Origin of the sequence: Rhizobium sp. IBUN, assembly GCF_000510625.1 — a bacterium.
Classification (GTDB): domain Bacteria; phylum Pseudomonadota; class Alphaproteobacteria; order Rhizobiales; family Rhizobiaceae; genus Rhizobium; species Rhizobium altiplani.
In genome coordinates this window covers 1-24,962 of sequence record NZ_AZNV01000062.1, presented here as the reverse complement: position 1 = coordinate 24,962, position 24,962 = coordinate 1, and the positions used below count along the sequence as shown (strand labels likewise).

Here is a 24,962-nt window from a genome sequence, read left to right as displayed (position 1 = left end):
CCGGGGCCGGATCCAGCCGCATGAAGGGATTGGAGGTCAGCAGGATGAACAGGATGAAGGCGACCGATATCCAGGCCTGCACGGCGAGCACGTTTGCCCGCAGCGTATCGGGCAAATTCCGTCCGAAGAGCGCGACCAGGGCGCTGAACAGCACCAGGATCAGCAGCCAGAGCATCATCGAGCCCTCGTGATTGCCCCAGACGCCTGACAACTTGAACAGCAGCGGCACCAGCGAGTGGGAGTTCTCCCAGACATTGGCGACCGAGAAGTCAGAGACGACGTGGGCGTAGGTCAGAACTCCGAAGGAGAACGCCACCAGCGCGAACATCGCCAGGGACCCTACAGAGGCCAGATCCATCATCGCACGGTCGAGGCGCCTTGCACCGATCACCGGCACGACGGAGACCACGAGCGCCGTCGCCAGCGCCAGGATCAGGGCATAGTGGCCGATCTCGATGATCATTGCGGTTCTCCCGCGTGTTGCCACAGCCCCTGCTCTTTCAACTTGTCGGCAACTTCCTTCGGCATGTATTTTTCGTCGTGCTTGGCGAGTACCGTATCTGCGACGAATTCATGGCTCGCCCCTTCGAACCGGCCTTCGGTCACCACGCCCTGCCCCTCCCGGAACAGATCTGGGAGAATGCCGGCGTACCTGACGCTGACGCTCTCTCCGCTGGGGTCGGTGACCGCGAATAGAACTGTTGATCCTTTCCCGCGCACGATACTGCCTTCGCCCACGAGGCCACCGAGACGTATGCGGGTTTCCGGTGCCACCGGCGTTTTCGCCAGATCGGAAGGCATGTAGAAATAGGCCACCGACTGGCTGAAGGCGAACATGACCAGAAGCACCGCGGCAATGATGAAGCTCATGCCGCCGCCGATCACCGCCAGGCGCTTTTGCTTGCGTGACATTCCGTCATTCCCTCTCAATGCCAAGTTCGCGCGCCAGTGCAACCAGTTGCTTTCCTTGTTCGCTCGTCGCAGGGAAGACCGCGAGCCCGCGCTGCAACGCGTCGACCGCGCGTGTTCTTTCGTTCAGCACGGCATAAGAACGCACAAGCCGCATGAAGCCGTCGAAATTGTTGGGCTCAGCTCGAAGCCTGCTATCAAGGCTTTCGACCATCGCCTGTATCGTGTACTGCGGCTCTGCCGCATCAGGGCTCTGTGAAAGGCCGCGTTCGCCTTTTGGTCGGTCCGACCCCTTTCTCCCTGTGGCGGCAATAGGGCCTCCATTCTTGGCAATGTGCTCGTTGACGAGCGGCAGCCAGGGGGCATCTGCCGGAGAACTCCTGGCTATCGCCTCGAAAGCACTCCTTGCTTCAGCCTGACTGCCAGCCTGCTCCTGGCCGAGTGCCAGATAGAATTTTGCGCGTGGGTTGTCAGGTTCAATAGCCAGTATCTGCAAGAGGACCACATGAAGGTCCTCGGCAACCGACCCGCCAGACTGCGTTATCAACGCCGCCGCCAGTCCCTCGAGCCTCGTAACCTGCGGTCCGAGGAGACGAAGCGCGTTCCGGTACGCTCGCTCCGAATCGGCTGCGCGGCCCATTCGGAGATAGACAGGTGCTATAACGTCCCATCCGCGGCCGTCATTCGGGCTGCGAGAAAGATGGTCTTCGGTCTTCCTTACAAGAATTGCAAAATCCTGTCCCGGATCTGCCAGCCTTGCTTGCAGGGAGCGTGAGGGCATGTCAGGTGATCCAAGAGAGACGTACAGTCCGACACTCAGCAAGGGAAGAAATGCGACGACGACAGGACGGAGCCAGTAACCGGGCCGTTTTACCGATAAACGGCGTTCTGACGCTTCGCTCTCCTTGAAAAGGCGCCGCGCTGTCTCTGCCCGGGCCAACTCGTATTCAGTTGGCAGAATGTCTCCGGATGCAAGCTCGTTTTCGAGTTCCAGAAGCTGCTTTCGGTAGAGCTTGTCGGCTCCCCTTGCTTGTATCGGCCGAGCGCGCCCCGAAGAAAGTGGATGCAGCAGTATGGCTGTTGTTGCGGTCGTCATCACCGCGAAGAGGATCCAGATAGTCATTTTTCCTGACGCCGTTGCTGGTGGGAAAATAGCCAAACCCGCAAGGCGCACATTGACGAAGATCAAATACTGGAAGAGTAGCTTCGCCGCCCCGTAAACACATAACCCACGCCGCGTACGGATTGTATGAGCTCCGGGCTTTTGGGATCTATCTCGATCTTCTTGCGAAGCCGGACGATCTGGGCGTCGATCGCCCGGTCGAAGGCCTCGAGATTCCGGTTTCGGGTCAAATCCATGAGCTTGTCGCGCGACAGCACACGACCCCGGTTGCGGACAAACACGAGCAACATGTCGAACTCGCCGGTGGTCAGGGACACGTCGGCGCCCAAAGGAGAGGTGAGCCGCCTTCGCGAGACGTCGAGCCTCCAGCCTTCGAACTCCAGGCTTTCTTCGTCGAGGGCGCCGGATTTGGAAGGCAGGCCTGAGGAGGTGCGCCTTCTCAGCACGGTCCTCAGCCTCGCAAGAAGCTCTCTGAGATGGAAGGGCTTGGCAATGTAGTCGTCGGCGCCGACCTCAAGGCCAACCACCTTGTCGGTGACATCGTCCTGCCCGGTCAGCATCAGGACCGGCACGTCAGAGGTGCCACGAAGCTCACGCAGCAGTTCGAGACCGTTCTCTCCGTTCGGCAGTACTAGGTCGAGGAATATGGCCGCGTAGGATTCCCTTGCCAATTCGGAGCGCATGGCTGTGCCGTTACCGACGGCTGTCACGCGGAATCCGTTGTCCTCAAAATAGCGAACTAACATCTGTCTTATGCGCGCGTCATCGTCGACGACCAGAATACGGTCAGCGTCCATCTGTGCCTTGTGCCCTGCTGTCATCCTTCCATCCAGATAACGTAGGATGAGGAACAATGCCACCGGTGCGCAGACAGTTAATGCCGGTTGCGCTTTCTGTCCGCAAAACACCTGGCTATACGCTTCATCGAAATCAAATAGCCCGGAAAAGGGTCGACCTGGATGATTTACGAAGATGGAGCCTCTCGCAAGAGCCCCCCAGGAAAGCGCCGAACCACTAAGTCCAAGGTCGCTTAGCGTAGATTTAATCTTGCCGCAATGGAGACGTCATGGTGCTGTGCCGTGTCCAACCTCGTACTGCCCGAATAGCGTCGGGATCAGCGTGGCGTTAACCTCCAGCGAGACGTACTTCTGACTCGAGTACGGGCCATATCGCTTCGCCACAGGCACGTATGCCTCCATTGGGATCACGAAAAACCGATGGCCATGGCCCAGATCCACGGTAGCCATGATCTCGTCAACCAAGTCGGCATGGTCCGCCCGAAGCTTGATGAAACCTCGCTTGGTCATAAACTTATGCTGGATGCGCTTCCCGTTAGCCAGGAAATCCACCGCCTTCTCATTGGTCCGCTTGGGTATTTCAATCTCGACCTCGAACCGGTCGGCATAGATTGCTGCGGCATACAGTTCCGCCCACCTCGATCTTGAGTCTAAGACACAAGATTGCAGATGCGGTGGGAGAGCCTTGAATTCCTCCAGTAGCCTTTCGAGTTTGCTCATCGTCACATTTTTAGGTCGAAATAGACTGGGCCGGCAAGTATCGGCACGCCGAAACCGTAGAAGATTCGGTGGCATTGCTCATGGGCTCTAGCTGGCCGCGGGCCTTTTCCAAAATTGGCCGGTGTTTTCTTACCCTGCAGAAAGAACGCTCAGTTGGCGTATGGCACCTCACTCGAAGCCTCAAGGCTTGGCGGTACAGCGCAAGCAATTGGCAGTCCCGAACAAACAACACATTGGCTAGCAACCTTATGTAGTTGCGGCAGGGAACTCCGCGGCAAACACAGAACGGCTAGCAAGACTGTCGCGATCCGAAGCGAGGTGGCACTGATGAGGCCACGGACAAGCCAAGGAAAGACCAACGGCAATAACCACCAAGATCGTACAAGTGACGACGCCGCATGGCGATCCGAAGCAGTTAAAGACGGCGATCATCACCCTGATCTACGGCATTTCCACCCAGGCCCGCTCAGGCAAGTTGACTCACCTTTCGTCAGACCGGGTCACCCACGAGTGCCGCGACCAATAATCCCAGAATACGCATCGGCGGCCGGGGGACGGGGCGTCCTGCCGCTGATTATGCATGCCCCAAAGCTAGTCCAAACTGAAAGGACAATCATGAAGTTTGTAATTCTCGCATCCGCCATCGCTCTCGCAGCTTCTTCCGCATTCGCGGGAGCGGCCTATAGCCTCAAAGGTGACAGCGCCACCGACACCAATGGCAACGGTAATCTGGTCGGCACCTATTCCTCCAGCGGCACAGGAAATGGCGGCGTCGTTGGTGGTAACGGCACGGCCTACGACGGCGTTGGCCATGACCAGACGACTACCCCGGGGTCTCGCGCTCAAGCGGTGCATTCACTGGGCGTCGGCGGCGCAGCCTCTGGTAACAACGGCTGGGGCCAGAAGTAAGTGAGCTTGGGGCACCGTCGGATCACCCTCTTGTTCCGGTGTCCTGGCCAGTCGCCCGGTTCCCGTGCCGACGCAGTCCACCAATCGCAGGCGGAAGCTGGCGAGAGCGACGGGAAATAAATGAGGCAGCCGCTGGTTATTCTCAAATAGCCGGCGGCAAGGCGCCGTTCGCCAACTAAGCAAATGGCCATTGGACTAGACGAAGTGGGACGAAGATGGGGAAGCTGAAAGACCGAATTATAGTTTCGGCTATCGTCGTGGCCGGCTCTTGGTGGACCTTCGAGGCATATCGCGCGGGCAACTTTACAAGGCCGACGATGCCCGAGGGAGCGTTTTCACTCTCCTATCCAAGCGGATTGCGGGCAATCATGGTGAACATTCGCAACGAGAGGAAAACTCGCCGTTACATGGGTTTCCCCTCGGATGTTCCCTTCTACCTCGAGAAGACCTGGTCGTTTTGCTCTCCGCCCAGCAAGGGAGAACAAAAACAACTAGCCGCCGCCATGAAAGTGCGGGATTTCCCAGGGGCGAGAATAGAGGCCGTATGCAAAATAGATGTGGAGGGCACCAAAGTCGTTAGGGGTGTGATCACATCTGTCCCTAGGCTGTGAGACCCACTCTCAGTTCGCTGAAGGCTGGTCCCTACCCTTCGTCTTCCACGAACGCTTTTCTCCGCGCACCTGGATGTATGCTTCCTTGACCATCAGCATCTCAGCGGCGAGAGCTGCGGCCACGAATGCCGCCCTCGCCTGCTCCGGGTCACGATGCCCTTCCATCGCCTCAAGGCACATGGCCTGTGCAACGACCCATTCCTTGCCGCGGTGATCGTCCGGCCACCTGTAAAGCAGGCTGTAGGCCAGATCGCTTAGCGTGCAGTGCCGGCGCATGTTGATGCCCTGGCGCTTCTCAACGCACACCAACACGTCGCGGATACTGATGTGTTCACCTACGTATTCAGTCATACCGTCACCCATGGCCGAATCAGGCGAGTATTAAACCCGGCCAGTCAAGATACTTTTTAAGATTCTTCTAATTTGTCCGCTCTGGGACAAATGCGCTCTTCGAGAGCCAGCCGAGCCTATCGCTGGGGGATACAGAAGAAGGTTGGGAAAGGGCTGACGTTGGGTCAATTCTCCGGCCTCATGCGGTGCAAGTGTGGGCACAAGGATCCCGGACCGACGATGATCTGATCGTGGCTAAACCGGTGTCTAGTCGCAAACGTTCCTGAATCGCACCACCCGGTGGCCATGACGGTATCCGTAGTATCTCTGTGTCCAGCAGCGTTGGGCGTAGCGATATTCTGGGCCATCATAGTCGTCATCGTACACGTCGCGTGGTGAATAACGATAGTACCGCGGGGCTGGAGGATCATCGTAGTAGCGAGGTCCCGTGCCATACTCAAAGTAGATCTGAGCGAACGCCGGCGACGCTGACAACGCAGTCGCGAACGCCAGCGCTGCGATAGCGAGCTTCTTCATATCTTAGTCCATTCCGGTTTGCGCATAGACTTTGGCAAGGCGGTGTCATGCCTCGGGCCTTAATACGTCATTAGTGTTGTTCCTGAACATCGGACCTAAGTCCGAGATGGATCAGACTCGAGTCTGGTGGCTTCAGGACCTTTGTCCGACTGTTCAAGCCACCCTGTCGCGCATAGTTTGTGCCGTCCAACCCCACCGGACACCGGAATGCTCCGCACGCCCCCTCGCGTGTAACCCCTCGGAGCTTCCGGAACCCGCCCTTGTACAACCCTCAATCCTGGGGGTGGCACCATACGATGCAACAACGTGACCAAGCACTCACATCACAAGACTTGTCCATCTGTGAGGATGTCTTGAAAAGCGTCGCACAAAAGCATTCGATCGATCACGACCACGATAGGCTCCACCTTGCGGCTATTGTCATTGAGATCTACCGCCAGGGGGTACACGGTCCGGAACAATTAGCGATCCTTGCTGAGGCGTCTTGCGAGGCAATGCTTGAAATGAAGTGTCTCGGTCCAACCTTGGATCAGGCGCCGTAAGCCGACTAATACCTTTGAATGATTAGACCACTTTTCCGAGTAAGTATATATTAGGATAATCGCAACCTGGGATGCGACGAAGTGAAGGTTTCGACTTGCGGATCCCCGCCGCCAACGAGACTTCTCTTTAAGAATAATGGCAGGGAGGTTCGCCCCTCTCATGAACCTCCCTGTTTCAATCAGCATCCTGCGAAGTCACCACTACTGCCAAACGGTGCTCGGAAACGCCCAACTGCAGTGGCGCTTACCTGCGCCCGCGGCTCGGCGACATGGACGGTTCCCGATGAAGACGGTGGCGCAAGTCCTGGGCGTATCGCGGTCCAATCTTGCTGGACGTCTGAAAGGTAAGTCCAAGCCTCGCGGCCCCTATCTGAAAGCCGAGGATGCCGAGCTGCTGCCTGCCATTCGCAAGCTGGTGGATGCCAGGCCGACGTATGGCTATCGGCGGATCGCTGCCCTTCTCAACAGGCAGCGGCGAGCCGCCGATCAGCCGGTCATCAACCACAAGCGGGTTCATCGCATCATGGCCAACCACGCCATGATCCTTGAGAAACATACTGCCGTGCGAATAGGCCAATACTCTCATTGGTAGTTCTACGGATATGAAACCTGGAACTCCTTCGACACTATTCAAATGGTAAGGACGCGACGTGAGCAAGCGGTGACGTCGGTATCATCAGAACAAGCCTCTACGTCCTCGCATTCCATTTGCAACGCAGTTTGGAGTGAAAAGATGTACGTCAGAATTGTAAGTCTCGCGCTACACGTTTTCTGGACCGTCTCATTCACGGTCCTTGCTTGTATTGCGCTGCAATACATCGGAATGAGCGTCAACGTGATGGCAATATCAATCGTAGTCGCACTTGCTGTCCTGCTCTATGGCCCCGTCGCGAGATTCTTCAATCAGTAGAAAAAATGAGAGGAAGAGATGACTACGAAGAGGTGATGCTGACCGCGATCAGGTCGGTGCTCGGGAGCACGTCCTCCGATCGGTAAATTGGATATGGGGTGACGGTTGGCGACCACAGGTCGGCCGGATTGATGTCGCGTGCCTTGCAGGTCAGCAGGAAGTGCTGGCCGAATTCGTCCTTGGGATCAGGCCGGGAGCATCGGAGGGTACGGGACGACGGACAAGCAAGACGTCATTGTTCGATCGGCTGATGACGGAGCTCGCAATCGTCAGGAGCGGCGTCGCCGCCGCTGGGGCGCAATGCGGCCTGGTCGTCCGAGAGGTTCTAGAGCGCCTGCAAGACCCGGATCTTGAACATCAGCACCGCCGGAAACGGCGGACGTCCGCCCTTCAATCCGTCTGATCGCTTCAATGCCTTCGCCAACGGATTTTCGAATAAAGCCCAGGGTGGCTTGCGCAACAGCGGTCAACCAACGGTGTCGATCGTTGCTTACATCACGACGAAATCCGCATGCGTCAGCGCCTGCCCGGTTCCGAGGGTCGCGAACTGGAGTTCGATGCGAAAAACCGTGAAGGTCGATTGCCGTAACCTCGACCGGGAGATTCGCCCCTTCCCCGTCGGATCAATAAGATAGTCAGTTGAATTCGCAATACCGATGAAGACGCAGCGCTTTGGCTGCTAAATTTCGTTTCACAAGCAGGGCCGGAGTTTGCGACTGACTGGAAAGGAAGCTTTGAATAAGAGCGTTCAAGTCCACAATATCAGACCTTAGTCCGAAACAGATCGGACTCGGGTCTGATGGCTTCAGGACCTTTGTCCACTATCCAAGCCCGCCCTGTCCCGCATAACTTGTGCCGTCCAAACCACCGGACACCGGGATGCTCCGGCACGCCCCCTCGCGTGTCAACCCCTCGGAGCTTCCGGAACCGGCCCAATTTTCTACACCGCCCGCGAGATTGTTGATTGGATATTCAGCATGACCACTCGCAGGTTAAGCGCATCCGCAGCACTCGCTATAAGTCCATGGCTGTTGAGTCTTCAAGCAAACATCGGTCGAGAGCAAGTGAACACACCTTTTGATGAAACCTCGCTCGGAAGGGAGTTCGACCTTTTCGCAACTGAATTGACCAGGCTGCCAACGTCACCGGAGATCACCGCATTGGAGCTCCGCTTTGCTCTCCTGCGAGAAGCCGTGGCAATCCGCCTCGCGGGGCCGAGCCGAATAACTTTTGAGTTGCCGTCGTCGCTATTCGACGCCTAGGATCGAAACCGGATCGCGTTCTGTGTACGGATGATGATCGCCAAACAAAAGCCCCGCTCGTAAGAGGCGAGGCCAATTGGGCGACGTTTGGAAAGGTGGACAACGAACTTAAGCGATCGCGTTCCATGCCTTTTCACGGTTTCGAGCTATCGGCCTCGTCGTCGGCGAGCACTCGCCATGCTGCACCTTGTAAATCGTCATACTGGCCGCTCTTCAGAGACCAGAGGAAAGCCGCGAGCCCTATGCCCCCCATGAAGAGGGCAATCGGTATGAGGTAGATGAGCATGTTCATGCCGTCTTTATCTCCTTGGCGAGCGCAACTGGCTCCCTTGAAAGCCGCGATAAGGGACGGGTTCCAAAGGCAGTGAGACGGAGAGCGTTTGTCACGACGATGATGGAAGAGGTGGACATGGCAACCGCGGCAATCAGGGGCGTGGCGAGACCAGCGATGGCAATTGGAACCGCCAACACGTTATAGCCGATCGCCAGGACGAAGTTCTGCCTGATCAATGCCGCCGATTGTCGTGCGATCTGGATAGCCTCGGTAACTGCATCGAGGCGTTCGGTAAAGAACACGAGATCAGCGGCTTGGCGCCCGATATCAGAGGCCGAGGCCGGCGCCATGGAAACATGCGCAGCGGCAAGCGCCGGCGCGTCGTTGATACCATCCCCGACCATAAAGACCCGTCGTCCACTTTCGTTCAGGGTCTCGCATTCGTCGACTTTCTGCTTTGGCGACAAGGCGCCGACTGCACGACGAACGCCAAGCTTGGCCGCCGTAGCGTCGACGACAGACTGACGATCACCCGAGAAGATGAATGTTTCAAAGCGTCCTGCATCAAGTCTGGCGATCGTCTCTTCCGCGCCCGGCCGCATCACGTCTTCGAAGAAGAAGCGAGCTTTCACGACGCCGTCGCTCGTAAGAACAACCTCCGAAAGGGGATTATCGGGCGAGGCCGAATTTGAGGTTTGCGCACAGGCGAAGGCAGCGCTACCCAGACGGTAGTGCCCGTCTCCGTGACGTGCTTCCAGACCGCCGCCCGGGATCTCGCTCACGCGGTCGAACGGCATGGGAGCTATCGGGGTGCCGCGGGCAAGGGCTTGAGAGAGCGGGTGCCTGGAGTGGAGTGCCATCCCCGCCGCGAGCGCGACGTCGGCGTCGCCGTCCGCCACGGTTTTCACAAGGCGCGGGGTTCCGAGCGTCAGTGTTCCTGTCTTGTCGAATGCGACCGTGTCAATCTCGGCCAGACGTTCCAGCGCCGAGCCATCCTTCACCATTATTCCCTTCCGGAACAATTCTCCTGCGGCAACGACCTGTACGACAGGAACAGCAAGGCCGAGTGCGCAGGGGCACGTGATGATAAGAACTGCCACCGCCACAAGCATGGCCTGCTTCCAGTCTCCGCCCAGCAACCCCCAGGCGAGAAACGAGACGAGGGCAAGCAGATGCACTACAGGCGAGTACAAGGCCGCAGCACGATCAGCGATGCGTCGGTAACGGGCGCGTCCTCCTTCGGCAGCTTCCATCAGGTTGATGATCTCCGCAAGCAACGAATCCTTTGCGAGCTTCGTTGCCCGAACCACCAGCGAGCCGGTCAGGTTCATCGCTCCCGAACTTACGGCGGCGCCTTCTGAGACCGCTACCGGGTTGCTTTCGCCGGTGACGATCGAAAGATCCAGGTCGCTCTCCCCCTTGGAGACGAGACCGTCAACCGGAATACGGTCGCCGGCAGCAACGGCGACTTCGTCGCCAACTGAAATGTCTTCGATCGCGACGTAGCGACGCGAGCCGTCGGGGGACACCACGAGAGCGCCACGCGGCGAGATTCTCGCGAGGCCGTTGATCGCGGCCCTCGCCTTCTCTCGCATGATGTGATCAAGCGTCCTGCCGATAAGAAGGAAAAAGAGCAGCGAGACTGTCGCGTCGAACCAGGCGTGCTCGCCGTGGTGCATCGTCTCCCATAGAGAGACCGCATAAGACAGCGTCACCGCGAGCGAGATTGGAACGTCCATGTTCGTGCGGCCGTGCCGCAGTGCGTTCCATGCCGACTGGAAGAAGAAGCGACCTGCGTATACCAGCGCCGGTGCTGCGATCATTGCGGAAATCCAATGGAACATGTCGCGGGTGGCGGCATCTGCCCCTGACCAAACCGACACCGAAAGCAGCATGATGTTTGCGGCCGCGAATCCTGCGACGCCAACTGCCAGAAGAAGCTGGTTCCTGGTCTTGTCGTTTTCCGCTGCAACGGGCGCGAACAGATGAGCTCGGTAGCCCGCCGAATTTACAGCGTTGATGATTTCCGCAGGGTCCGTCCGGCGCCCCTCAACCTCCTTGGCATATACGCAACTGACGCGACGGGATGTCAGATTTACTCTCGCCTTGCGAACGAAGGGCAGTCTTGCAAGTGCCCTTTCAATCGTCGCGATGCAGGCTCCGCAGTGAGCATCCGGGACGCTGAGATCGAGCTGGAAGAGACCGGAACCGAGTGGGTGACTGGCAAGGGTGACTTCCTCGGAACTGAAGGATGTCGCACTCATTGCCAGCACGCCGTCGGCGTCCATTGTGCAGCAGGTCATTGGCCGAACCCCGCAGTATCAAAACGAACGGCCTCGTGCATGACGACGGCATCGCCTCGGCGCGAGATCAGTTCGACGATCCAGTCGCCTGAAGGCACGTGACGGCTTGTCGTGAAACTGCCTTCGCCAGTCTTTTCGAGCGAGATGTTGAAATCCTCGTGATCGCCCACGGGGCGCTTGAAGTTGGCGACAACTATATCCGCCGCAGCCGGCGACCCGTCGCGGTTCTTGAGGTTGTAGTGGAACACTCCATGTGACATCGAGATGCTGCCGGAGATCCCGGTGGCCGCCAGCGCCTTTATTGCGGCCGCCTTCTTGTTGAATTCCTGGCTGGCCACATAGGTGTTTTCTACGACGAGGCCGCTCCAGCTGGACGAAGCCAACCACGCCATGGTCACGTTCACTCCGATCACCACGGCGAAGAATGCAGACGTGACGAACAACATGTGGCGGCCTGTGAAGCCATGGGCGCGAGCAGTCATCTGTTCTCTCCTGGTGCGTTGAACGCCGCGCGGTAGGTCGCGCGATCGGAATGGCCTTCGTCCTCGATCGAGAACAGAAACTCGTTGACGGCGGCGCCGGTCTGCTTTCGGGTTACGAAGACCTTGAGCGCGGTGACCGCGTCAGGCGCAGCAGCTATGGTGAAGTTGCGGGCCTCCGTCTTGCTCAATTCCGGAATGCGCATCGTCGCACCTTCCAGGCCCGAGATGGAGAGGTCGATCTTCCTCGGAGCGGGAACCATGTTGAGAATTCGAAGCGTGTAGCCGTTGCGAATGGAGCCGTCGCTCTCGAGGACATACTGCGGATTGCGATCGTGGACGACGTTGAGTTCGAGGCGTTCACGCATCGACAAGTGGATAAGCATGGCCAGGCCGATCGACGCCCAGACGGCGGCGTAGAATAGAAGCCGGGGCCGAGCGATGACCCGCCAGTTGAAGTGGCGGATCCCGGCAATGAAGGTTCCATCAACATTGCGCACCTTCGCCGGCTGGACTGGCGCCCGGCCACCATCAGTGGCGATGGCCATGTTGCCCGCATATTCACTGAGCGTCGCATAGGCGATCAGTCCGCGCGGCTTTCCGATCTTGTCCATGACGCTGTCGCAGGCATCGATGCAGAGTGCGCAGGTGATACACTCCATCTGCTGCCCATCGCGGATGTCTATTCCCATCGGGCATACGGCCACACAGGCGTTGCAATCGACGCAATCGCCAACCGCCTGACCCGCCGCCTGGGCCTTCTTGGCATGGCGCGACCGTTGTTCGCCGCGCCAGTCATTGTAGGTGACGACAAGGGAATTCTCGTCGAGCATCGCCCCTTGGATACGCGGCCATGGGCACATGTAGGTACAGACCTGCTCTCGCATGAGCCCGCCGAGAACATACGTCGTGAAGGTGAGAGTAGCGACAGTGGCGTATCCGACGATGGGTGCCGTGCCGGAAAACAGTGAGACGGCGAGCGACGGAGCATCGGCAAAATAGAAAATCCAGGCGCCGCCTGTTGCAATGCCGATCAAGAGCCAGACCGTGTGTTTCAGGATGCGCTTGCGCATCTTGCCGAGCGTCCAGGGACCGGCGTCCAGTTTCATTCGCGCGTTGCGATCCCCTTCGATCGCGCGTTCGATAACAAGGAAAAGGTCTACCCAGACGGTTTGGGGACAGGCGTATCCGCACCAGGCGCGGCCGATGGCAGACGTAACCAGGAACAGTCCAAAACCTGCCATCACCAGCAGACCGGCGACGTAGTAGAATTCCTGTGGCCAGATCTCGATAAAGAAAAAGAAGAATCGTCGCGACGAGAGGTCAATGAGGATGGCCTGATCGGGCGCGTAAGGGCCGCGGTCCCACCTGATCCAGGGAGAGACATAGTAAATGCCGAGGGTAACCAGCATCACGAGCCATTTGAACCGGCGGAAGCGACCTTCCGCCCGCTTGGGAAATATCTTCTTTCGCGGAGCATAAAGCGGCTGGCGATTGCGGCGTGCATTGACCGGCTCGGCATTGACGCGTTCGACGTTGTCTGGATCTGGCGCGGTGTAGAGGTTCATTGGGCTCGTCCGAATTTCACCCGGCCGTTTTCCCATCTTGCCGATCCCGGTTCCTTGACGCAGATCAATAATCCGGGCGGTTCCCGAAAAAGGGAGGGCCACGCTTTGGAGAGGTGGCGTGGCCCGAAGGATCGCGGAAGGAGGTCCGCGATGTGACCTCCACTAGACACAGCAAACATAGCAGAGCTCGGCCGTGCTCTGTTTGAGCCAGGTCAAACGATCTGCGATCTTGCTGCCTTTGGGGGCTGCCTCCACAGGCAAGCCTCAGCCCCTCGCAAAAAAGAGGCCGCACCTTCGAAGGTACGGCCTGGAGTTTACTGGGGCGGGAAGTGCGCATTTACATCCCGCTGGACAGTCATGCTTCTAACGGCTGGTCGGCTTCTGGTCCTTGAGGCAGATCAAACTGACGATCGAATTACCCATTTTTTGCGCGTCCTCCTGTTCGCTTGCAGGATTCGTCGTCTTGCTGGTGCGTGCGGAGACACGGGAATGGATCACCGCGCGAGGGGTACCGTAAAGGCCAAGCAATGGATTGTGGTCGTGCGTCGTCATTGTGATCTCCTCTATTGACCGCCACCCAGCGAATGGACGAATACCGTGAGTTCCTTGACGGCAGTGTCGCCCAGTCGGCCCGCCCATGCCGGCATCACGCCGTGCCTGGGTGCCATAACCTGACGGACGATGGCATCTTCGCCGCTTCCTTTGAGCCAGATCGCGTCCGCGAGATTCGGGGCGCCCATCTCAAGTTTGCCCTTGGCATCTTCCCCGTGACATGCAGCACAATTATCGAGGAAGATCTGCTTGCCAGCCTCCGCGCCGGACGCGTCGGAAGGCGTGTTCGTCAGGCTCCATACATAGGCCGCAACCTGCTTGGTCTGTACGGGATCCAGCATGTCACGGAATGCCGGCATTTCGGACACATGGCTGTCGGCGTCCGCTTCGTAGCGCACGCCATGGGCGATGGTTGCCTGAATTGAATCGAGGTCTCCGCCCCAGAGCCAGTCGTCGTCGTTGAGGTTGGGGAATCCCGGTCCCCCGCTTGCGCCGGATCCATGGCAGGGAGCACAGTTGACCTTGAATGCCGAAGCGCCGCCCGCGATCGCGAATTCGCGAAGCGAAGGATCGGAATCGATCTCCTGGACAGTCTTTGCCGCGATCACGTCGTGGAACTTCGTCTGCGCGACCTTTGCCTGATTGAGATCCTGCTGAAGCTCCGCGCGGCTGGAAAATCCCAGATAGCCTTTCGTCGCCGAGGTGATCATCGGAATGGCAGGATAGGCGACAGCGTATGCGACCGCCCACAGGATCGTGACATAGAATGTCCACACCCACCATCTCGGCATCGGATTGTTGAGTTCACGGATGCCGTCCCATTCGTGTCCGGTCGTTTCGACGCCACTGATTTCATCAATATGTTTTTCCGACATCTCAATCGTCCTTTAGGGGAATGCTGGCGGCATCCTTCGCAGTCCGGCCGCTGCCAGGACGAAGGGTGAAGATCACGGCCCCAACGAAGAAGGCTGCCATCGCCAGGAGGCCCCAACTGTCGGCGAAGTGCCGCATAGCGGTATAGGTTTCCATCAGTTCACCTCATCGATAACCGGTGGCGTCGTCGTAGGTCGAGAAGTCGACGAGCGTGCCAAGCATCTGCAGATAAGCCACAAGGGCGTCCATTTCGGTCAGCTTCGACGGATCGCCGTCGAAGTCGCCAACCTTCGCCTTCGGATATCTTTCGAGGAGTGCTGTGGTATCGCCGTTCGGGTCGGCCTGGACCTTCATGTCGGCTTCGGCGTTGGCAAGCATGTCCTGCGTGTAGGGTACGCCGACATCCTCGTTTGCCTTGAGGTCCATGCCGACGTCCTTCACCGTGATCTCCTGCTCCTTCAGGAAGGAGTAGCTCGGCATGATCGATTCCGGCACGACCGCTCGCGGATTTGCGAGGTGCTGGACGTGCCATTCGTTCGAATAGCGGCCGCCAACGCGGGCAAGGTCCGGACCAGTGCGCTTCGAGCCCCACTGGAACGGGTGGTCGTACATGGATTCCGCAGCGAGCGAATAGTGGCCATATCGTTCGACTTCGTCGCGGAATGGCCGGATCATCTGGCTGTGGCAAAGGTAGCAGCCTTCGCGGATGTAGATGTTGCGACCCGCAAGCTCGAGCGGTGTGTAGGGGCGCATCCCTTCAACCTTCTCGATCGTGTTCTGCAGGTAAAACAGTGGCGCGATCTCGACGATCCCGCCGATGCTGACCACGAGGAGCGAGCCGACAAGAAGAAGCGTCGCGTTCTTCTCGAGGATCTGATGTTTGTCCAGTATCGATGCCATGTTTCACCTCACTCGGCAGGCTGTGCCTGGGGCACGTAGGCGGTGGGAATTGCTGCTTCGTTTCGCAGGTGGCCGCGGATGGTCATGTAGATGTTCCAGGCCATCACCAGACCGCCAGCCAGATAGAGAGCACCTCCGGCGACACGCAGGACATAGTAGGGGAACATCGCTGCGACGGTTTCGGCGAACGAATAGACCAGGAAGCCCTGCGAATTGTACTCACGCCACATCAGACCCTGCTGGATGCCGGCGACCCAAAGGACGGCCGCGTAAACGACAATGCCAAGCGTCGCGAGCCAGAAGTGCCAGTTGACCATGCGCAGGCTGTAAAGCCGCTCGCGGCCCCAGAGCTTTGGCGTCAGATAGTAGACCGCGCCGAAGGTGATCATCCCAACCCATCCAAGCGCGCCCGAATGGACGTGACCGATGGTCCATTCCGTGTAGTGGCTGAGCGAATTGACTGTCTTCACCGACATCATCGGACCCTCGAAGGTCGACATGCCATAGAAGGCGATCGCAACGATCATCATGCGGATGATGGGATCTGTCCGGATCTTGTCCCAAGCGCCCGACAGGGTCATGAGGCCGTTGATCATGCCACCCCAGGAAGGCATCCAGAGCATGACCGAAAACACCATGCCGAGGGTCTGTGCCCAGTCGGGAAGTGCAGTGTAGTGCAGGTGATGCGGTCCAGCCCAGATGTACATGAAGATCAGGGCCCAGAAGTGGATGATCGACAAGCGATACGAATAGATCGGACGGTTTGCCTGCTTTGGAACAAAGTAATACATCATCCCGAGGAAGCCGGCGGTAAGGAAGAAGCCCACAGCGTTGTGTCCGTACCACCACTGGGTCAGTGCGTCCTGCACGCCTGAGAACGCGGAATAGCTCTTCGAACCGAGGAACGACGCCGGAACAGCGAGGTTGTTCACGACGTGGAGCATCGCGATCGTCACGATAAAGCCGAGATAGAACCAGTTCGCCACATAGATATGTGGTTCCTTGCGCCTCAGGATCGTCCCCAGGTAAACCACGAGATACGCCACCCAGACGATCGTCAGCCAGATGTCCACATACCATTCCGGTTCTGCGTATTCGCGTGCCTGGGTAATGCCCAGGACGTATCCGGTCGCGGCCATGACGATGAAGAGCTGGTAGCCCCAGAAGACGAACCAGGGCAGGCTTCCTCCGAAGAGCCGCGCCTGACAGGTTCGCTGAACAACATAGAACGACGTCATGATGAGGGCGTTACCGCCGAACGCGAAAATGACCGCCGAGGTGTGTACAGGACGAAGCCGCCCGAAGTTCAGATACGGCGCGATGTTCAGATCCGGGAACGCCAATTGCGCGGCGACAACGACGCCGACAAGAAAACCGACCACTCCCCAGAAGACAGTGGCGATCAGCCCATACCGGATGACCTCGTCGAAATAGCCCGAGGTGTCCGGCTTCGCAATTCGTGCCGCAGGAGAGAAGTCGATCCTCCTGATCAGGAGCACGGTGCCCGCCAATAAGCAGAAGGACAGGATGCTCATATGGACAGCAAAAAGGTGGTCATGCGCGAATGCAGCGGCCAGCAGTGCCAGAAATGCTGCAACCGCGACCGCCATCGTTTCCGTAGAGTAGTTCATGGTGTCGTCCCCAGTGCGCAGACGACCGCTCCGCGACCGCCTTTCTCGTACTTTCGGGAACGACTGTCATGGCGGGGACCCATGCTCCTTGATCTATGTCAACGAAGCGCGACTTTGCTGCCGGCCAGGCGCTGCTGTTACAGACTGTTACAAAGTCGCACCAACTCTCACAGTCCGATCATTTCCGTGTGACAGGACCAGCGTCTTATGCCCTCACATCAAGGAGGGGCACCAACATGCTGATGCAGGGCAACACCGCTTTCGAAAACGTAGAGGCCACAAGCAAGCTGGGCTGTGACCAGCCGCTGGCATCGGTATTTCAGATGTCGGCCACCGAGACGGTCGAGGCTGGCGAGGCGATCTGCTGGGAGGGAGATGCCGCCAAGCACCTCTTCCAGATTGTGGAAGGCGTGGTCCGGCTCCACCGCATTATTGGTGAAGGCCGCCGGGTCATTACAGCATTCCAGTTCGCTGGCGACGTGGTCGGCGCTTTCCTGCAAGGCGACCTCTTGTTCACCGCCGAGGCTGTTACAGACTGCAAGATCCGTCGGGTTTCGCGCAAAACCTTCCACGATGAGGTTTCGCGCTCGGACGCCTTGAGACCAGCCTACATCAACCTGCTCTGCAAGGAGACGGCTGCCGCCCACGACCAGATGGTGCTTCTCTCCAAGAAGAACGCCGAGGAACGCCTTTGCAGCTTCATCTTGAAGCTGGCGTTACGCAGCTCGTCGCAACTGAAGAAGGGTCTCCTACGCCTCCCCATGAACCGGCAGGACATCGCCGACTATCTCGGCCTCACGATCGAAACCGTCTCGCGGACCATCTCGAAGCTCGCCGCCAAGAATATCGTCATCCCGGAAGGCAGGCATGACCTCAGGATCGTCAGTCAATCCCGCCTCGTCCAGCTGTCCGGCAATTCTGATGATTTTTCGGAAAAGACCTGTCATAGGGGTAGCGTTCATTGATGTCTTGAAAGAGCCGACATGCCCCATCGTTTGATAGCGCCGCGCACCGCATCGCCCCACGAGCTGGATGCGCTCGTGCACGTGCTGGACGGGGCCGACATCATCGTACATCGCCTTGAAGGTACGATCACCCACTGGTCGATCGGTTGCGAAAGCATGTACGGATGGGCGCGGGAGGAAGCCGTCGGAGAAAGTGTCGACGAACTGCTCGACACCCGGTTCCCTGAACCCGTGGAAGATATAAGGACGCATCTGAAGTCGCGCGGTTTCTGGCAAGGCGAGGTCGTTCACCGCCACAAGAGCGGCTATTACATCAACGTCGCGACCCGCTGCGTCCTGGTCAACCTTCCCGACGGCGATCCGGCGGTCATCCAGGCCAATAGTGACGTGAGCGCGCTGCGCAAGGCCGAAGAAGTCGTGCGATCGCGAGAGGCCCACCTGACTTCGATCCTGGATACCGTTCCCGATGCAATGATCGTCATCGACCAGAAGGGTATCGTTCTTTCATTCAGCAAGGCCGCTGAAACGCTGTTCGGAATGGCCGCGGAGGATATCTGCGGTCGCAATGTCAGCAATCTCATGCCAAACCCCTACCGTGACGCACATGACGGATACATCGACCGGTATCTCCACACCGGCGAAAAGCGCATCATTGGTTATGGACGGGTCGTCACCGGCCGGCGCGCTGACGGCTCGCAGTTTCCCATGGAGCTTCATGTCGGGGAAGCGACCGCCGATGGCGAGCGCATCTTCACGGGTTTCGTGCGCGATCTGACCAGCCGCTTCAAGATCGAGGAAGATCTACGCCAAGCGCAGAAGATGGAAGCCGTTGGCCAGTTGACCGGAGGTCTCGCACACGACTTCAACAACCTTCTGACTGTCATCAGTGGAAATCTGGAAATGATCGAGGACAAGCTGCCGCCCGGGCCGCTGCGCGACATTCTGCGCGAGGCGCAGGATGCGGCGGCCGACGGCGCCAAGCTGACCGGGCAGTTGCTGGCGTTTGGCAGACGCCAGCCCCTCAGCCCCAAACAGGCAGACCTCGGCCAACTCGTCACCGGCTTCTCTGATCTCCTTCGCAGAACGTTGGGCGAAAACATCAGGCTGTCCACGATTCTCTCCGGGTCCGACTTCAATGTGCTGGTCGACAGCTCCCAGCTTCAGAACGCCATCCTCAACATCGCCCTCAATGCGCGGGACGCAATGCCCAAGGGCGGAAGCCTGACAACGGAAATCACGCGCGCTCACCTCGATGCCGACTATGCGAAGATGTATCCGGAGGTGCGAAGCGGCAATTTCGTGCTCATCGCGATGACCGACACGGGTGACGGCATGACGGAGGACGTGAAGAAACGGGCCATCGAACCGTTCTTCACCACCAAGGAGGTGGGCTCGGGAACAGGCCTTGGACTGAGCATGGTCTACGGCTTCGTCAAACAGTCCGGCGGGCATCTTCAGATTTACAGCGAGGTCGGACGGGGCACCACGATCCGGATCTACCTGCCCGCAATCAGCGGCGCCAGGCCGGACGCCGGAAGCCAGGATCGGGGCGCGGTCGAAAGCGCCCTCCCCCGCGGCACCGAGCGGATCCTGGTCGTCGAAGACGATTCGCGGGTGAGACGGGTGGCGTTGGCGAGGCTTGCCGACATGGGGTACCAGGTGCTCGAAGCCGAGAACGGACGCCGCGCGCTTGAACTGCTCTATGAGAACGATGACGTCGCGCTGCTGTTCACGGACATCGTCATGCCAGGCGGGATGACCGGAGACGAGCTCGCCAGAGAGGTTCGCGACCTCAGGCACGACATCGCCATTCTGCTCACATCCGGCTACTCGGAGCCGGCATTGGCGACGAACGAAGTCATTCCCGGCGTTGAGTGGCTGCGCAAACCGTACACGGCCCGCGATCTCGCCTTCAAGGTTCGAGACATGCTGGATAAGGCTCAGCAGCAGAGCCTATCGTAAGCGGTATTCGCACTATTAGCCGAATCTGTCGTCTGGCCTCGAGAGGGCTGGAAGACTGGCCTTCCTCACGCGTCAAGCCGACGGGCTGACGAGTGATGTGGCCTCAATGAATTGCCCCGATATCGTGATCTCGAACGAAGTGAACGTGGCCAGGGCGGTCGTCGAGCACGAGACCCGCCCTTCCCGTCTCTTCGTCTCATCACCGGTCGACTGAACGGTTCATCATCGGTGCGGATATATGCAACCGATGTTGCCCAAATTTGACGAGCGTCAAAGAAGACAGCAACCGCATGTCCTAGAACCGTTCCCGAGGCCAACGTTTCGGCCCCGTAGAATAGGAGATATGCAATGCGTTTGAAATTCGGCCTGATCGCTGCAACGGTAGCCCTTGTCGCCTCTGCAGCACCGCTCATGGCAGCAGACCATCAGGTGCAAATGCTCAACAAGGGCACCGAAGGCGCAATGGTGTTCGAACCTGGCTTCGTCAAGATCGCTCCCGGCGACACCGTCACTTTCGTGCCCACGGACAAGAGCCACAATGTCGAAACGTTCAAGGGTCTCATCCCCGATGGTGCGGCTGAGTTCAAATCCAAGCCAAGCGAACAGTTTCAGACCAAGTTCGACGTTCCGGGCGCTTACGTTATCAAGTGCACGCCGCATGCCGGCATGGGCATGGTGGCACTGATCCAGGTCGGCGACAAGCCGGCAAACCTGGACGCGATCAAGGCCGCGAAGGTACCGAACATGGTACGCAAGCGTCTCGATGCCGACCTCGCTCAAGTTACCCAATAACCCCCAACCTGCTGGGGCTGGCGCACTGCGCCAGTCCGCGCAGGGAGACCACTTTCATGATCAGACAGGTAGCAGCAACCCTCCTACTGAGCGTCTTCGCGGTGGGCGCCGCACACGCACATGCAACGCTTGAGCAGGCTCAAGGCATCTCTGGCAAAGCCTACAAGGCAGTGGTCCGGATTGGCCACGGTTGCGAGGGAAAGCCCACCCTCAAGGTTCGCGTAAAAATCCCCGAGGGGTTGTTGTCAGCCAAGCCGATGCCGAAGGCGGGCTGGACCGTCAAGAAGATAAAGGGAAGCTACGAAAAGAGCTATGATCTGTACGGCAAGCCGGTGAAGGAAGGTCTCACCGAGATCATCTGGAGCGGTGGAAATCTCGCCGACGACGAATATGACGAGTTCGTGTTCCGCGGGACGGTGGCTACGGAACTGCCGCTCGGCACACGGGTCTACGTCCCGATCGTGCAGGAATGCACCGACGGAGCGTCCGAACGCTGGATCGAGGTTCCCGCGGCGGGGAAGTCGTCCGACGACTACGAGAAGCCGGCTCCCTATTTCGACGTTGTGGAACAGCCGCGTTCCTGATCCAAGGTGATCGCCCATGTGGCTTAGAAAACGCAACTGGGCGACACGTCTATCATTCATAAAAGCGGCTTGCGCGCTGCTTGTGGCAGGCATGGGCTTTCTTGCGCCTTCGGGCGCACATGCCCATGCCGTCTTGTTGAATGCCTCACCTGCCAATGACGCTGTCGTGGAAGCAGCGCCAGCCAATGTCCAGCTTCGGTTCAGCGAACCGGTCAGCGTTGTCCGGGCAAGCATCAGGATCGGCGAAGGAAACTCGATCGACCTTCCCGCAACATCAGGCTCCGAAGTCGACCTGGCGATCCCGCGGTTGATCTCGCGCGGCACCGCCATTGTCAGTTATCGCGTGGTTTCCGAGGATGGACATCCGGTCGGGGGCTCGATCGTATTTCACGTCGGGGCACCATCTGCCATTTCCGCACCGGCTGTTGCGGACACCTCCGTGTTGCTACAGGGTGCGATATGGTCGATACACACAGTCTCGATTCTATACCTCGCCGTCCTGATCGGCGGAACGCTCTTCACTCGGTGGCTCTATCCGGCGAAGTCGCGCACAAGGCGACCTGATCTTGTCATCGTTCTGGGCGTCCTTCTCTTCTCGTCGGGTGTCTATCTGCAGGGGTTGGACGAACTGGGCCTCGGCCTGGCGTTCGCCGGCCCGGAGCCTTTGCTTGTCGCCTCAAGGAGTGGCGCTGCGATCGCCGCAGGCATGGCGTCAGTCGCGGTTCTTCTTGCTTCGATACCCATCTGTCGAGCCAGCCCTGCCTACCTTCCGCTTGCGGTTCTTGCGATGGGTGCGGCCTCCGCGTCCTTCGGCTTCACAGGTCATTGCAACGTCGTAGCTATGCCCTGGCTCGCCCGGGCATGCATTGTTCTTCATGGCGCGACGCTCCTCTTCTGGATTGGTAGCCTGCCTCCCCTTTGGCGGTTAAGTCGAACGGGGCCTCCGGATCCGCTTGCGGGTTTCTCGCGTGTCATTCCACTGCCGTTCTTCGTGCTGTTGATGGCAGGCGCGGCGCTCGCGTGGCTTGAGCTGCCTGGTCTCCAGACCATTCCGCTGTCGCTTTACGGCCGGCTGCTCGTGTTGAAGGTGGGCCTGGTTGGAATTCTCTGCGCTCTCGCAATATACAATCGATTCTGGCTGACGAGGCCGGCTGCTGCGGGAGATCAGACAGCTCGCCGAAAGCTCCGCCGATCAATCGCCGCTGAAGTTGCGCTTGCTGTTGCAATCGTAGCCACGGCATCACTCTGGCGCTTCGCCGGGCCGGATCAACTGCAATATGCCGCAAGGCCGCAGGCTTTCTCCATTCATCTTCATTCCGGTGAAGTCATGGCTCAGCTGAAACTTGTGCCCGACCTGGCCGCCGGCACGGCGAAGGCGGAGGTTGACTTCCTGACCCCGGACTTCGATCCGATCGATCCGCAGGGCGCAACGCTGCGTGCGTGGAATCCAGACGCCGGCGTGGAGCCGATCAAGTATGACCTCAAAAAATCGTCCAAAGGTGGATGGGAGGCAAGCGGCCTGCCAACATTCGATCCGACCGGTTGGAGGGTCGACATCGAAGTGCTGATCGACGACTTCACCATGAAGCACCTTGAAGGCGAGCTGCGGCCGTAGCCGGGCCGTCACTGCAAATTCGAACTAGCGGATCATCCGGATCTCGGGCGGCATGGTTGGAGGATTGGCGGGGCAAACCTTGCCCGACATCTGTCGGCCCGCAAAGGACTTTTAAACCGCCTGTTCGTCGCAGTAACGTCGCTGGCTACATGCTCTGACAAAGTGTCGGTCAGACGTTGACTGCCTAATGTCGGGCGCGAGATTGAACTGGCCTGCAGTCGGATTTGCGCTTCCTGCGGTGAGCCGCTGCCGGGCCTGAGCACGACGAGGCACTGGTGCAAAGCGAGAATACGACGCTCGCTCGATGTTCGTTCGTCAGACGGGAAACCGACAGCTTCCCTGCCGTATCGGTATCCCCGTCGCCCGCAACGGGTTATCAACAGAGGACATCTTCCATGAAACTGAAACTTATCGCCGCCATTGCTATCGCATCCGCAACGCCTGCCCTGGCGCTCGCCAGCCCGAGCTGCACCGGTGAACCAAAGTCCAAATGGATGTCCGAAGTAGCCATGAAGGCGAAGATCGACGCCATGGGCTACAAGGTCAAGACGTTCGAGGTCACGGGCAACTGCTACGAAATCTACGGCAAGGACAAGGATGGAGATCGGGCCGAGGTCTATTTCAATCCCGTTTCCGGTGCCATTGTCCAGAAGGGGGACTGAGATGACGATGGTCTCATCGCGGAAGGAGGGCCCAGCGCCCTCCAACACTGCCCAGCGCATGATCAAAGTGTGGGATCCTGTTGTCCGGTTGTTTCACTGGACGGTGGTTGTGGCATGCACGCTCAATCTCTTCGTGCTTGAGGAGGGAAAGTACTGGCACCGCGTCACAGGATACGTCGTTGCCACCGCAATCCTCGTCCGCATCATCTGGGGATTCATTGGCACGAAGCACTCCCGTTTCGTTGATTTCTTGCCGACGCCTTCGAAGGTGATGGGGCACATCCTGGACATCCTCGATCGGAACGAAAAGCGCTACGTTGGCCATAATCCGTTAGCTTCAGTGATGATGCTTTGCCTGATGGCATTGCTGGCCGCAACGACGCTGACGGGCTGGATGACGACGCTCGACGCCTTCTGGGGAGAAAAGTGGCTGGAGGAATTGCACGGCGCAATCGCCAACAGCATCATGGTTCTAGCGTTCGTCCACGCCGGCGCCGCCGTCATCGAAAGCTGGAGGCACAGGGAAAATCTTGTCTGGTCCATGGTTACTGGTCGGAAGAAGGCATGAGAATTCTGCTCATCGAGGACAGCTTACGGCTTCGAGAACTGCTTTGCGAAGCCATCAGAAGCGTCGGTTGGAAAATCGACGCCTTCGCGACCGCGCAGGAGGGACGGCTCGCTGTTGAGGGAGCGGACTACGATCTTCTGCTTCTTGATCTCGGCCTGCCTGACGAGGACGGAATTGATGTCTTGAGATCACTGAGAGGTGCAAAGATTCAGACGCCCGTTCTCGTGCTGACGGCCCGCGGCGCGATCGATGAGCGTATCGTTGGCCTGGATGCAGGCGCGGATGACTATCTTGCGAAGCCTTTCCACAATGGCGAACTGATCGCGCGCATTCGTGCTCTCATGCGGCGCGCGCCAGTCACCTCGATGCCGACATTGGAATTTGCGAACATCCAACTTGATATCGCTTCACGACGAGTGACCTGCGCCGGCGCCGAGATTGCACTCGCACCGTCGGAGAAGGACCTGCTCGAACTCCTNATGCGCAATGGCGGCAAGGTGATCTCCAAGGTTAAGATGGAGCATGCGTTTTCAGAATTCGGCGACGAAAGAAGCAGCAATGCGGTCGAGCTCGCGATTTCGAGG

25 protein-coding genes and 3 pseudogenes are annotated in these 24,962 nt (G+C 58.7%); 12 read left to right on the top strand and 16 right to left on the bottom strand.

Annotated elements, in window-relative coordinates:
• The 5 genes and pseudogenes from RHIBUN_RS0130710 to RHIBUN_RS0130690 all read right to left on the bottom strand — a co-directional run.
• Window positions 1-463: pseudogene (locus RHIBUN_RS0130710) on the bottom strand (heme lyase NrfEFG subunit NrfE); the annotation flags it as partial.
• Window positions 460-912 (bottom strand): cytochrome c maturation protein CcmE, encoded by a 453-nt coding sequence (ccmE, locus tag RHIBUN_RS0130705; protein WP_025662568.1) that lies wholly within the window; start codon window positions 910-912, stop codon window positions 460-462. The gene ccmE and the pseudogene RHIBUN_RS0130710, both read right to left, overlap by 4 nt.
• A gap of 4 nt (window positions 913-916) precedes the next feature.
• Window positions 917-2,032, bottom strand: coding sequence for a c-type cytochrome biogenesis protein CcmI (gene ccmI / locus RHIBUN_RS0130700; protein ID WP_025662567.1), 1,116 nt, complete (start codon window positions 2,030-2,032; stop codon window positions 917-919).
• 62 nt (window positions 2,033-2,094) lie between these two features.
• Window positions 2,095-2,853 (bottom strand): response regulator, encoded by a 759-nt coding sequence (locus RHIBUN_RS0130695; RefSeq protein WP_025662566.1) that lies wholly within the window; start codon window positions 2,851-2,853, stop codon window positions 2,095-2,097.
• Window positions 2,854-3,096: 243 nt separating this feature from the next.
• Complete coding sequence (locus RHIBUN_RS0130690; RefSeq protein ID WP_025662565.1) at window positions 3,097-3,549, bottom strand: hypothetical protein; 453 nt, start codon at window positions 3,547-3,549, stop codon at window positions 3,097-3,099.
• Window positions 3,550-4,164: 615 nt separating this feature from the next.
• On the opposite strand from RHIBUN_RS0130690, the gene RHIBUN_RS0130680 reads away from it, so the two are divergent.
• Both RHIBUN_RS0130680 and RHIBUN_RS0130675 read left to right on the top strand, forming a co-directional pair.
• Entirely contained in the window at window positions 4,165-4,458 is a 294-nt protein-coding gene (locus RHIBUN_RS0130680) for a hypothetical protein (RefSeq protein ID WP_025662564.1), read from the top strand.
• A 215-nt stretch (window positions 4,459-4,673) separates the two neighbouring features.
• Window positions 4,674-5,069 carry a hypothetical protein gene (locus RHIBUN_RS0130675; protein WP_025662563.1) on the top strand — a complete coding sequence of 132 codons (396 nt, stop codon included), beginning with the start codon at window positions 4,674-4,676 and terminating at the stop codon, window positions 5,067-5,069.
• Window positions 5,070-5,078: 9 nt separating this feature from the next.
• Here the strand turns inward: RHIBUN_RS0130675 and RHIBUN_RS0130670 are convergent, their stop codons facing one another.
• Window positions 5,079-5,420, bottom strand: a complete 342-nt coding sequence (locus RHIBUN_RS0130670; RefSeq protein WP_198021206.1) for a DUF982 domain-containing protein — start codon at window positions 5,418-5,420, stop codon at window positions 5,079-5,081.
• Between the two features lie 1,329 nt (window positions 5,421-6,749).
• Between RHIBUN_RS0130670 and RHIBUN_RS36045 the strand changes: the two are divergent.
• Together RHIBUN_RS36045 and RHIBUN_RS36610 are read left to right on the top strand one after the other, a co-directional pair.
• Window positions 6,750-7,025, top strand: a pseudogene (locus tag RHIBUN_RS36045) (IS3 family transposase); the annotation flags it as partial.
• 186 nt (window positions 7,026-7,211) lie between these two features.
• Window positions 7,212-7,388 (top strand): hypothetical protein, encoded by a 177-nt coding sequence (locus RHIBUN_RS36610; protein WP_156932780.1) that lies wholly within the window; start codon window positions 7,212-7,214, stop codon window positions 7,386-7,388.
• Window positions 7,389-7,716: 328 nt separating this feature from the next.
• Here the strand turns inward: RHIBUN_RS36610 and RHIBUN_RS37730 are convergent.
• The 10 genes and pseudogenes from RHIBUN_RS37730 to ccoN form a co-directional block, all read right to left on the bottom strand.
• A pseudogene (locus RHIBUN_RS37730) lies at window positions 7,717-7,827 on the bottom strand (IS5/IS1182 family transposase); the annotation flags it as partial.
• Between the two features lie 956 nt (window positions 7,828-8,783).
• A complete protein-coding gene (gene ccoS / locus RHIBUN_RS0130640; RefSeq protein ID WP_018860169.1) occupies window positions 8,784-8,942 on the bottom strand; it encodes a cbb3-type cytochrome oxidase assembly protein CcoS in 159 nt (52 codons plus the stop codon).
• Window positions 8,939-11,227 (bottom strand): cation-translocating P-type ATPase, encoded by a 2,289-nt coding sequence (locus tag RHIBUN_RS0130635; RefSeq protein ID WP_025662559.1) that lies wholly within the window; start codon window positions 11,225-11,227, stop codon window positions 8,939-8,941. The genes ccoS and RHIBUN_RS0130635 overlap by 4 nt, the downstream gene beginning before the upstream one ends.
• Window positions 11,224-11,709 carry a FixH family protein gene (locus RHIBUN_RS0130630; protein WP_025662558.1) on the bottom strand — a complete coding sequence of 162 codons (486 nt, stop codon included), beginning with the start codon at window positions 11,707-11,709 and terminating at the stop codon, window positions 11,224-11,226. Before RHIBUN_RS0130630 ends, RHIBUN_RS0130635 begins: the two co-directional genes overlap by 4 nt.
• Window positions 11,706-13,274, bottom strand: coding sequence for a cytochrome c oxidase accessory protein CcoG (ccoG, locus tag RHIBUN_RS0130625; RefSeq protein WP_025662557.1), 1,569 nt, complete (start codon window positions 13,272-13,274; stop codon window positions 11,706-11,708). Before ccoG ends, RHIBUN_RS0130630 begins: the two co-directional genes overlap by 4 nt.
• Window positions 13,275-13,637: 363 nt before the next feature.
• Window positions 13,638-13,826, bottom strand: coding sequence for a hypothetical protein (locus RHIBUN_RS0130620; protein ID WP_025662556.1), 189 nt, complete (start codon window positions 13,824-13,826; stop codon window positions 13,638-13,640).
• Window positions 13,827-13,837: 11 nt separating this feature from the next.
• Entirely contained in the window at window positions 13,838-14,701 is an 864-nt protein-coding gene (gene ccoP / locus RHIBUN_RS0130615) for a cytochrome-c oxidase, cbb3-type subunit III (RefSeq protein ID WP_025662555.1), read from the bottom strand.
• A 1-nt stretch (window position 14,702) separates the two neighbouring features.
• A complete protein-coding gene (locus RHIBUN_RS0130610) occupies window positions 14,703-14,855 on the bottom strand; it encodes a cbb3-type cytochrome c oxidase subunit 3 (RefSeq protein ID WP_018860175.1) in 153 nt (50 codons plus the stop codon).
• Between the two features lie 9 nt (window positions 14,856-14,864).
• On the bottom strand, window positions 14,865-15,599 hold the full coding sequence (gene ccoO / locus RHIBUN_RS0130605) for a cytochrome-c oxidase, cbb3-type subunit II (protein ID WP_025662554.1): 735 nt from the start codon (window positions 15,597-15,599) through the stop codon (window positions 14,865-14,867).
• 8 nt (window positions 15,600-15,607) lie between these two features.
• Window positions 15,608-17,230 (bottom strand): cytochrome-c oxidase, cbb3-type subunit I, encoded by a 1,623-nt coding sequence (ccoN, locus tag RHIBUN_RS0130600; RefSeq protein WP_025662553.1) that lies wholly within the window; start codon window positions 17,228-17,230, stop codon window positions 15,608-15,610.
• Window positions 17,231-17,466: 236 nt separating this feature from the next.
• Here ccoN and RHIBUN_RS0130595 point away from each other — a divergent pair, with 236 nt between their 5' ends.
• The 8 genes from RHIBUN_RS0130595 to RHIBUN_RS0130560 all read left to right on the top strand — a co-directional run.
• On the top strand, window positions 17,467-18,195 hold the full coding sequence (locus RHIBUN_RS0130595) for a helix-turn-helix domain-containing protein (RefSeq protein WP_025662552.1): 729 nt from the start codon (window positions 17,467-17,469) through the stop codon (window positions 18,193-18,195).
• A gap of 18 nt (window positions 18,196-18,213) precedes the next feature.
• The gene (locus tag RHIBUN_RS0130590; protein ID WP_025662551.1) at window positions 18,214-20,157 is read left to right on the top strand and encodes a PAS domain S-box protein; all 1,944 of its coding nucleotides are present in this window, start codon (window positions 18,214-18,216) and stop codon (window positions 20,155-20,157) included.
• Between the two features lie 348 nt (window positions 20,158-20,505).
• Window positions 20,506-20,949 carry a pseudoazurin gene (locus RHIBUN_RS0130585; RefSeq protein ID WP_025662550.1) on the top strand — a complete coding sequence of 148 codons (444 nt, stop codon included), beginning with the start codon at window positions 20,506-20,508 and terminating at the stop codon, window positions 20,947-20,949.
• A 56-nt stretch (window positions 20,950-21,005) separates the two neighbouring features.
• Window positions 21,006-21,533 (top strand): DUF1775 domain-containing protein, encoded by a 528-nt coding sequence (locus RHIBUN_RS0130580; protein WP_025662549.1) that lies wholly within the window; start codon window positions 21,006-21,008, stop codon window positions 21,531-21,533.
• Window positions 21,534-21,549: 16 nt separating this feature from the next.
• Window positions 21,550-23,148 carry a CopD family protein gene (locus RHIBUN_RS0130575; RefSeq protein ID WP_025662548.1) on the top strand — a complete coding sequence of 533 codons (1,599 nt, stop codon included), beginning with the start codon at window positions 21,550-21,552 and terminating at the stop codon, window positions 23,146-23,148.
• Window positions 23,149-23,543: 395 nt separating this feature from the next.
• Entirely contained in the window at window positions 23,544-23,810 is a 267-nt protein-coding gene (locus RHIBUN_RS0130570) for a PepSY domain-containing protein (RefSeq protein ID WP_025662547.1), read from the top strand.
• A gap of 1 nt (window position 23,811) precedes the next feature.
• Window positions 23,812-24,378, top strand: a complete 567-nt coding sequence (locus RHIBUN_RS0130565; RefSeq protein ID WP_025662546.1) for a cytochrome b/b6 domain-containing protein — start codon at window positions 23,812-23,814, stop codon at window positions 24,376-24,378.
• The coding region (locus RHIBUN_RS0130560; RefSeq protein WP_025662545.1) for a response regulator transcription factor at window positions 24,375-24,962 on the top strand (588 nt) is incomplete at its 3' end. The genes RHIBUN_RS0130565 and RHIBUN_RS0130560, both read left to right, overlap by 4 nt.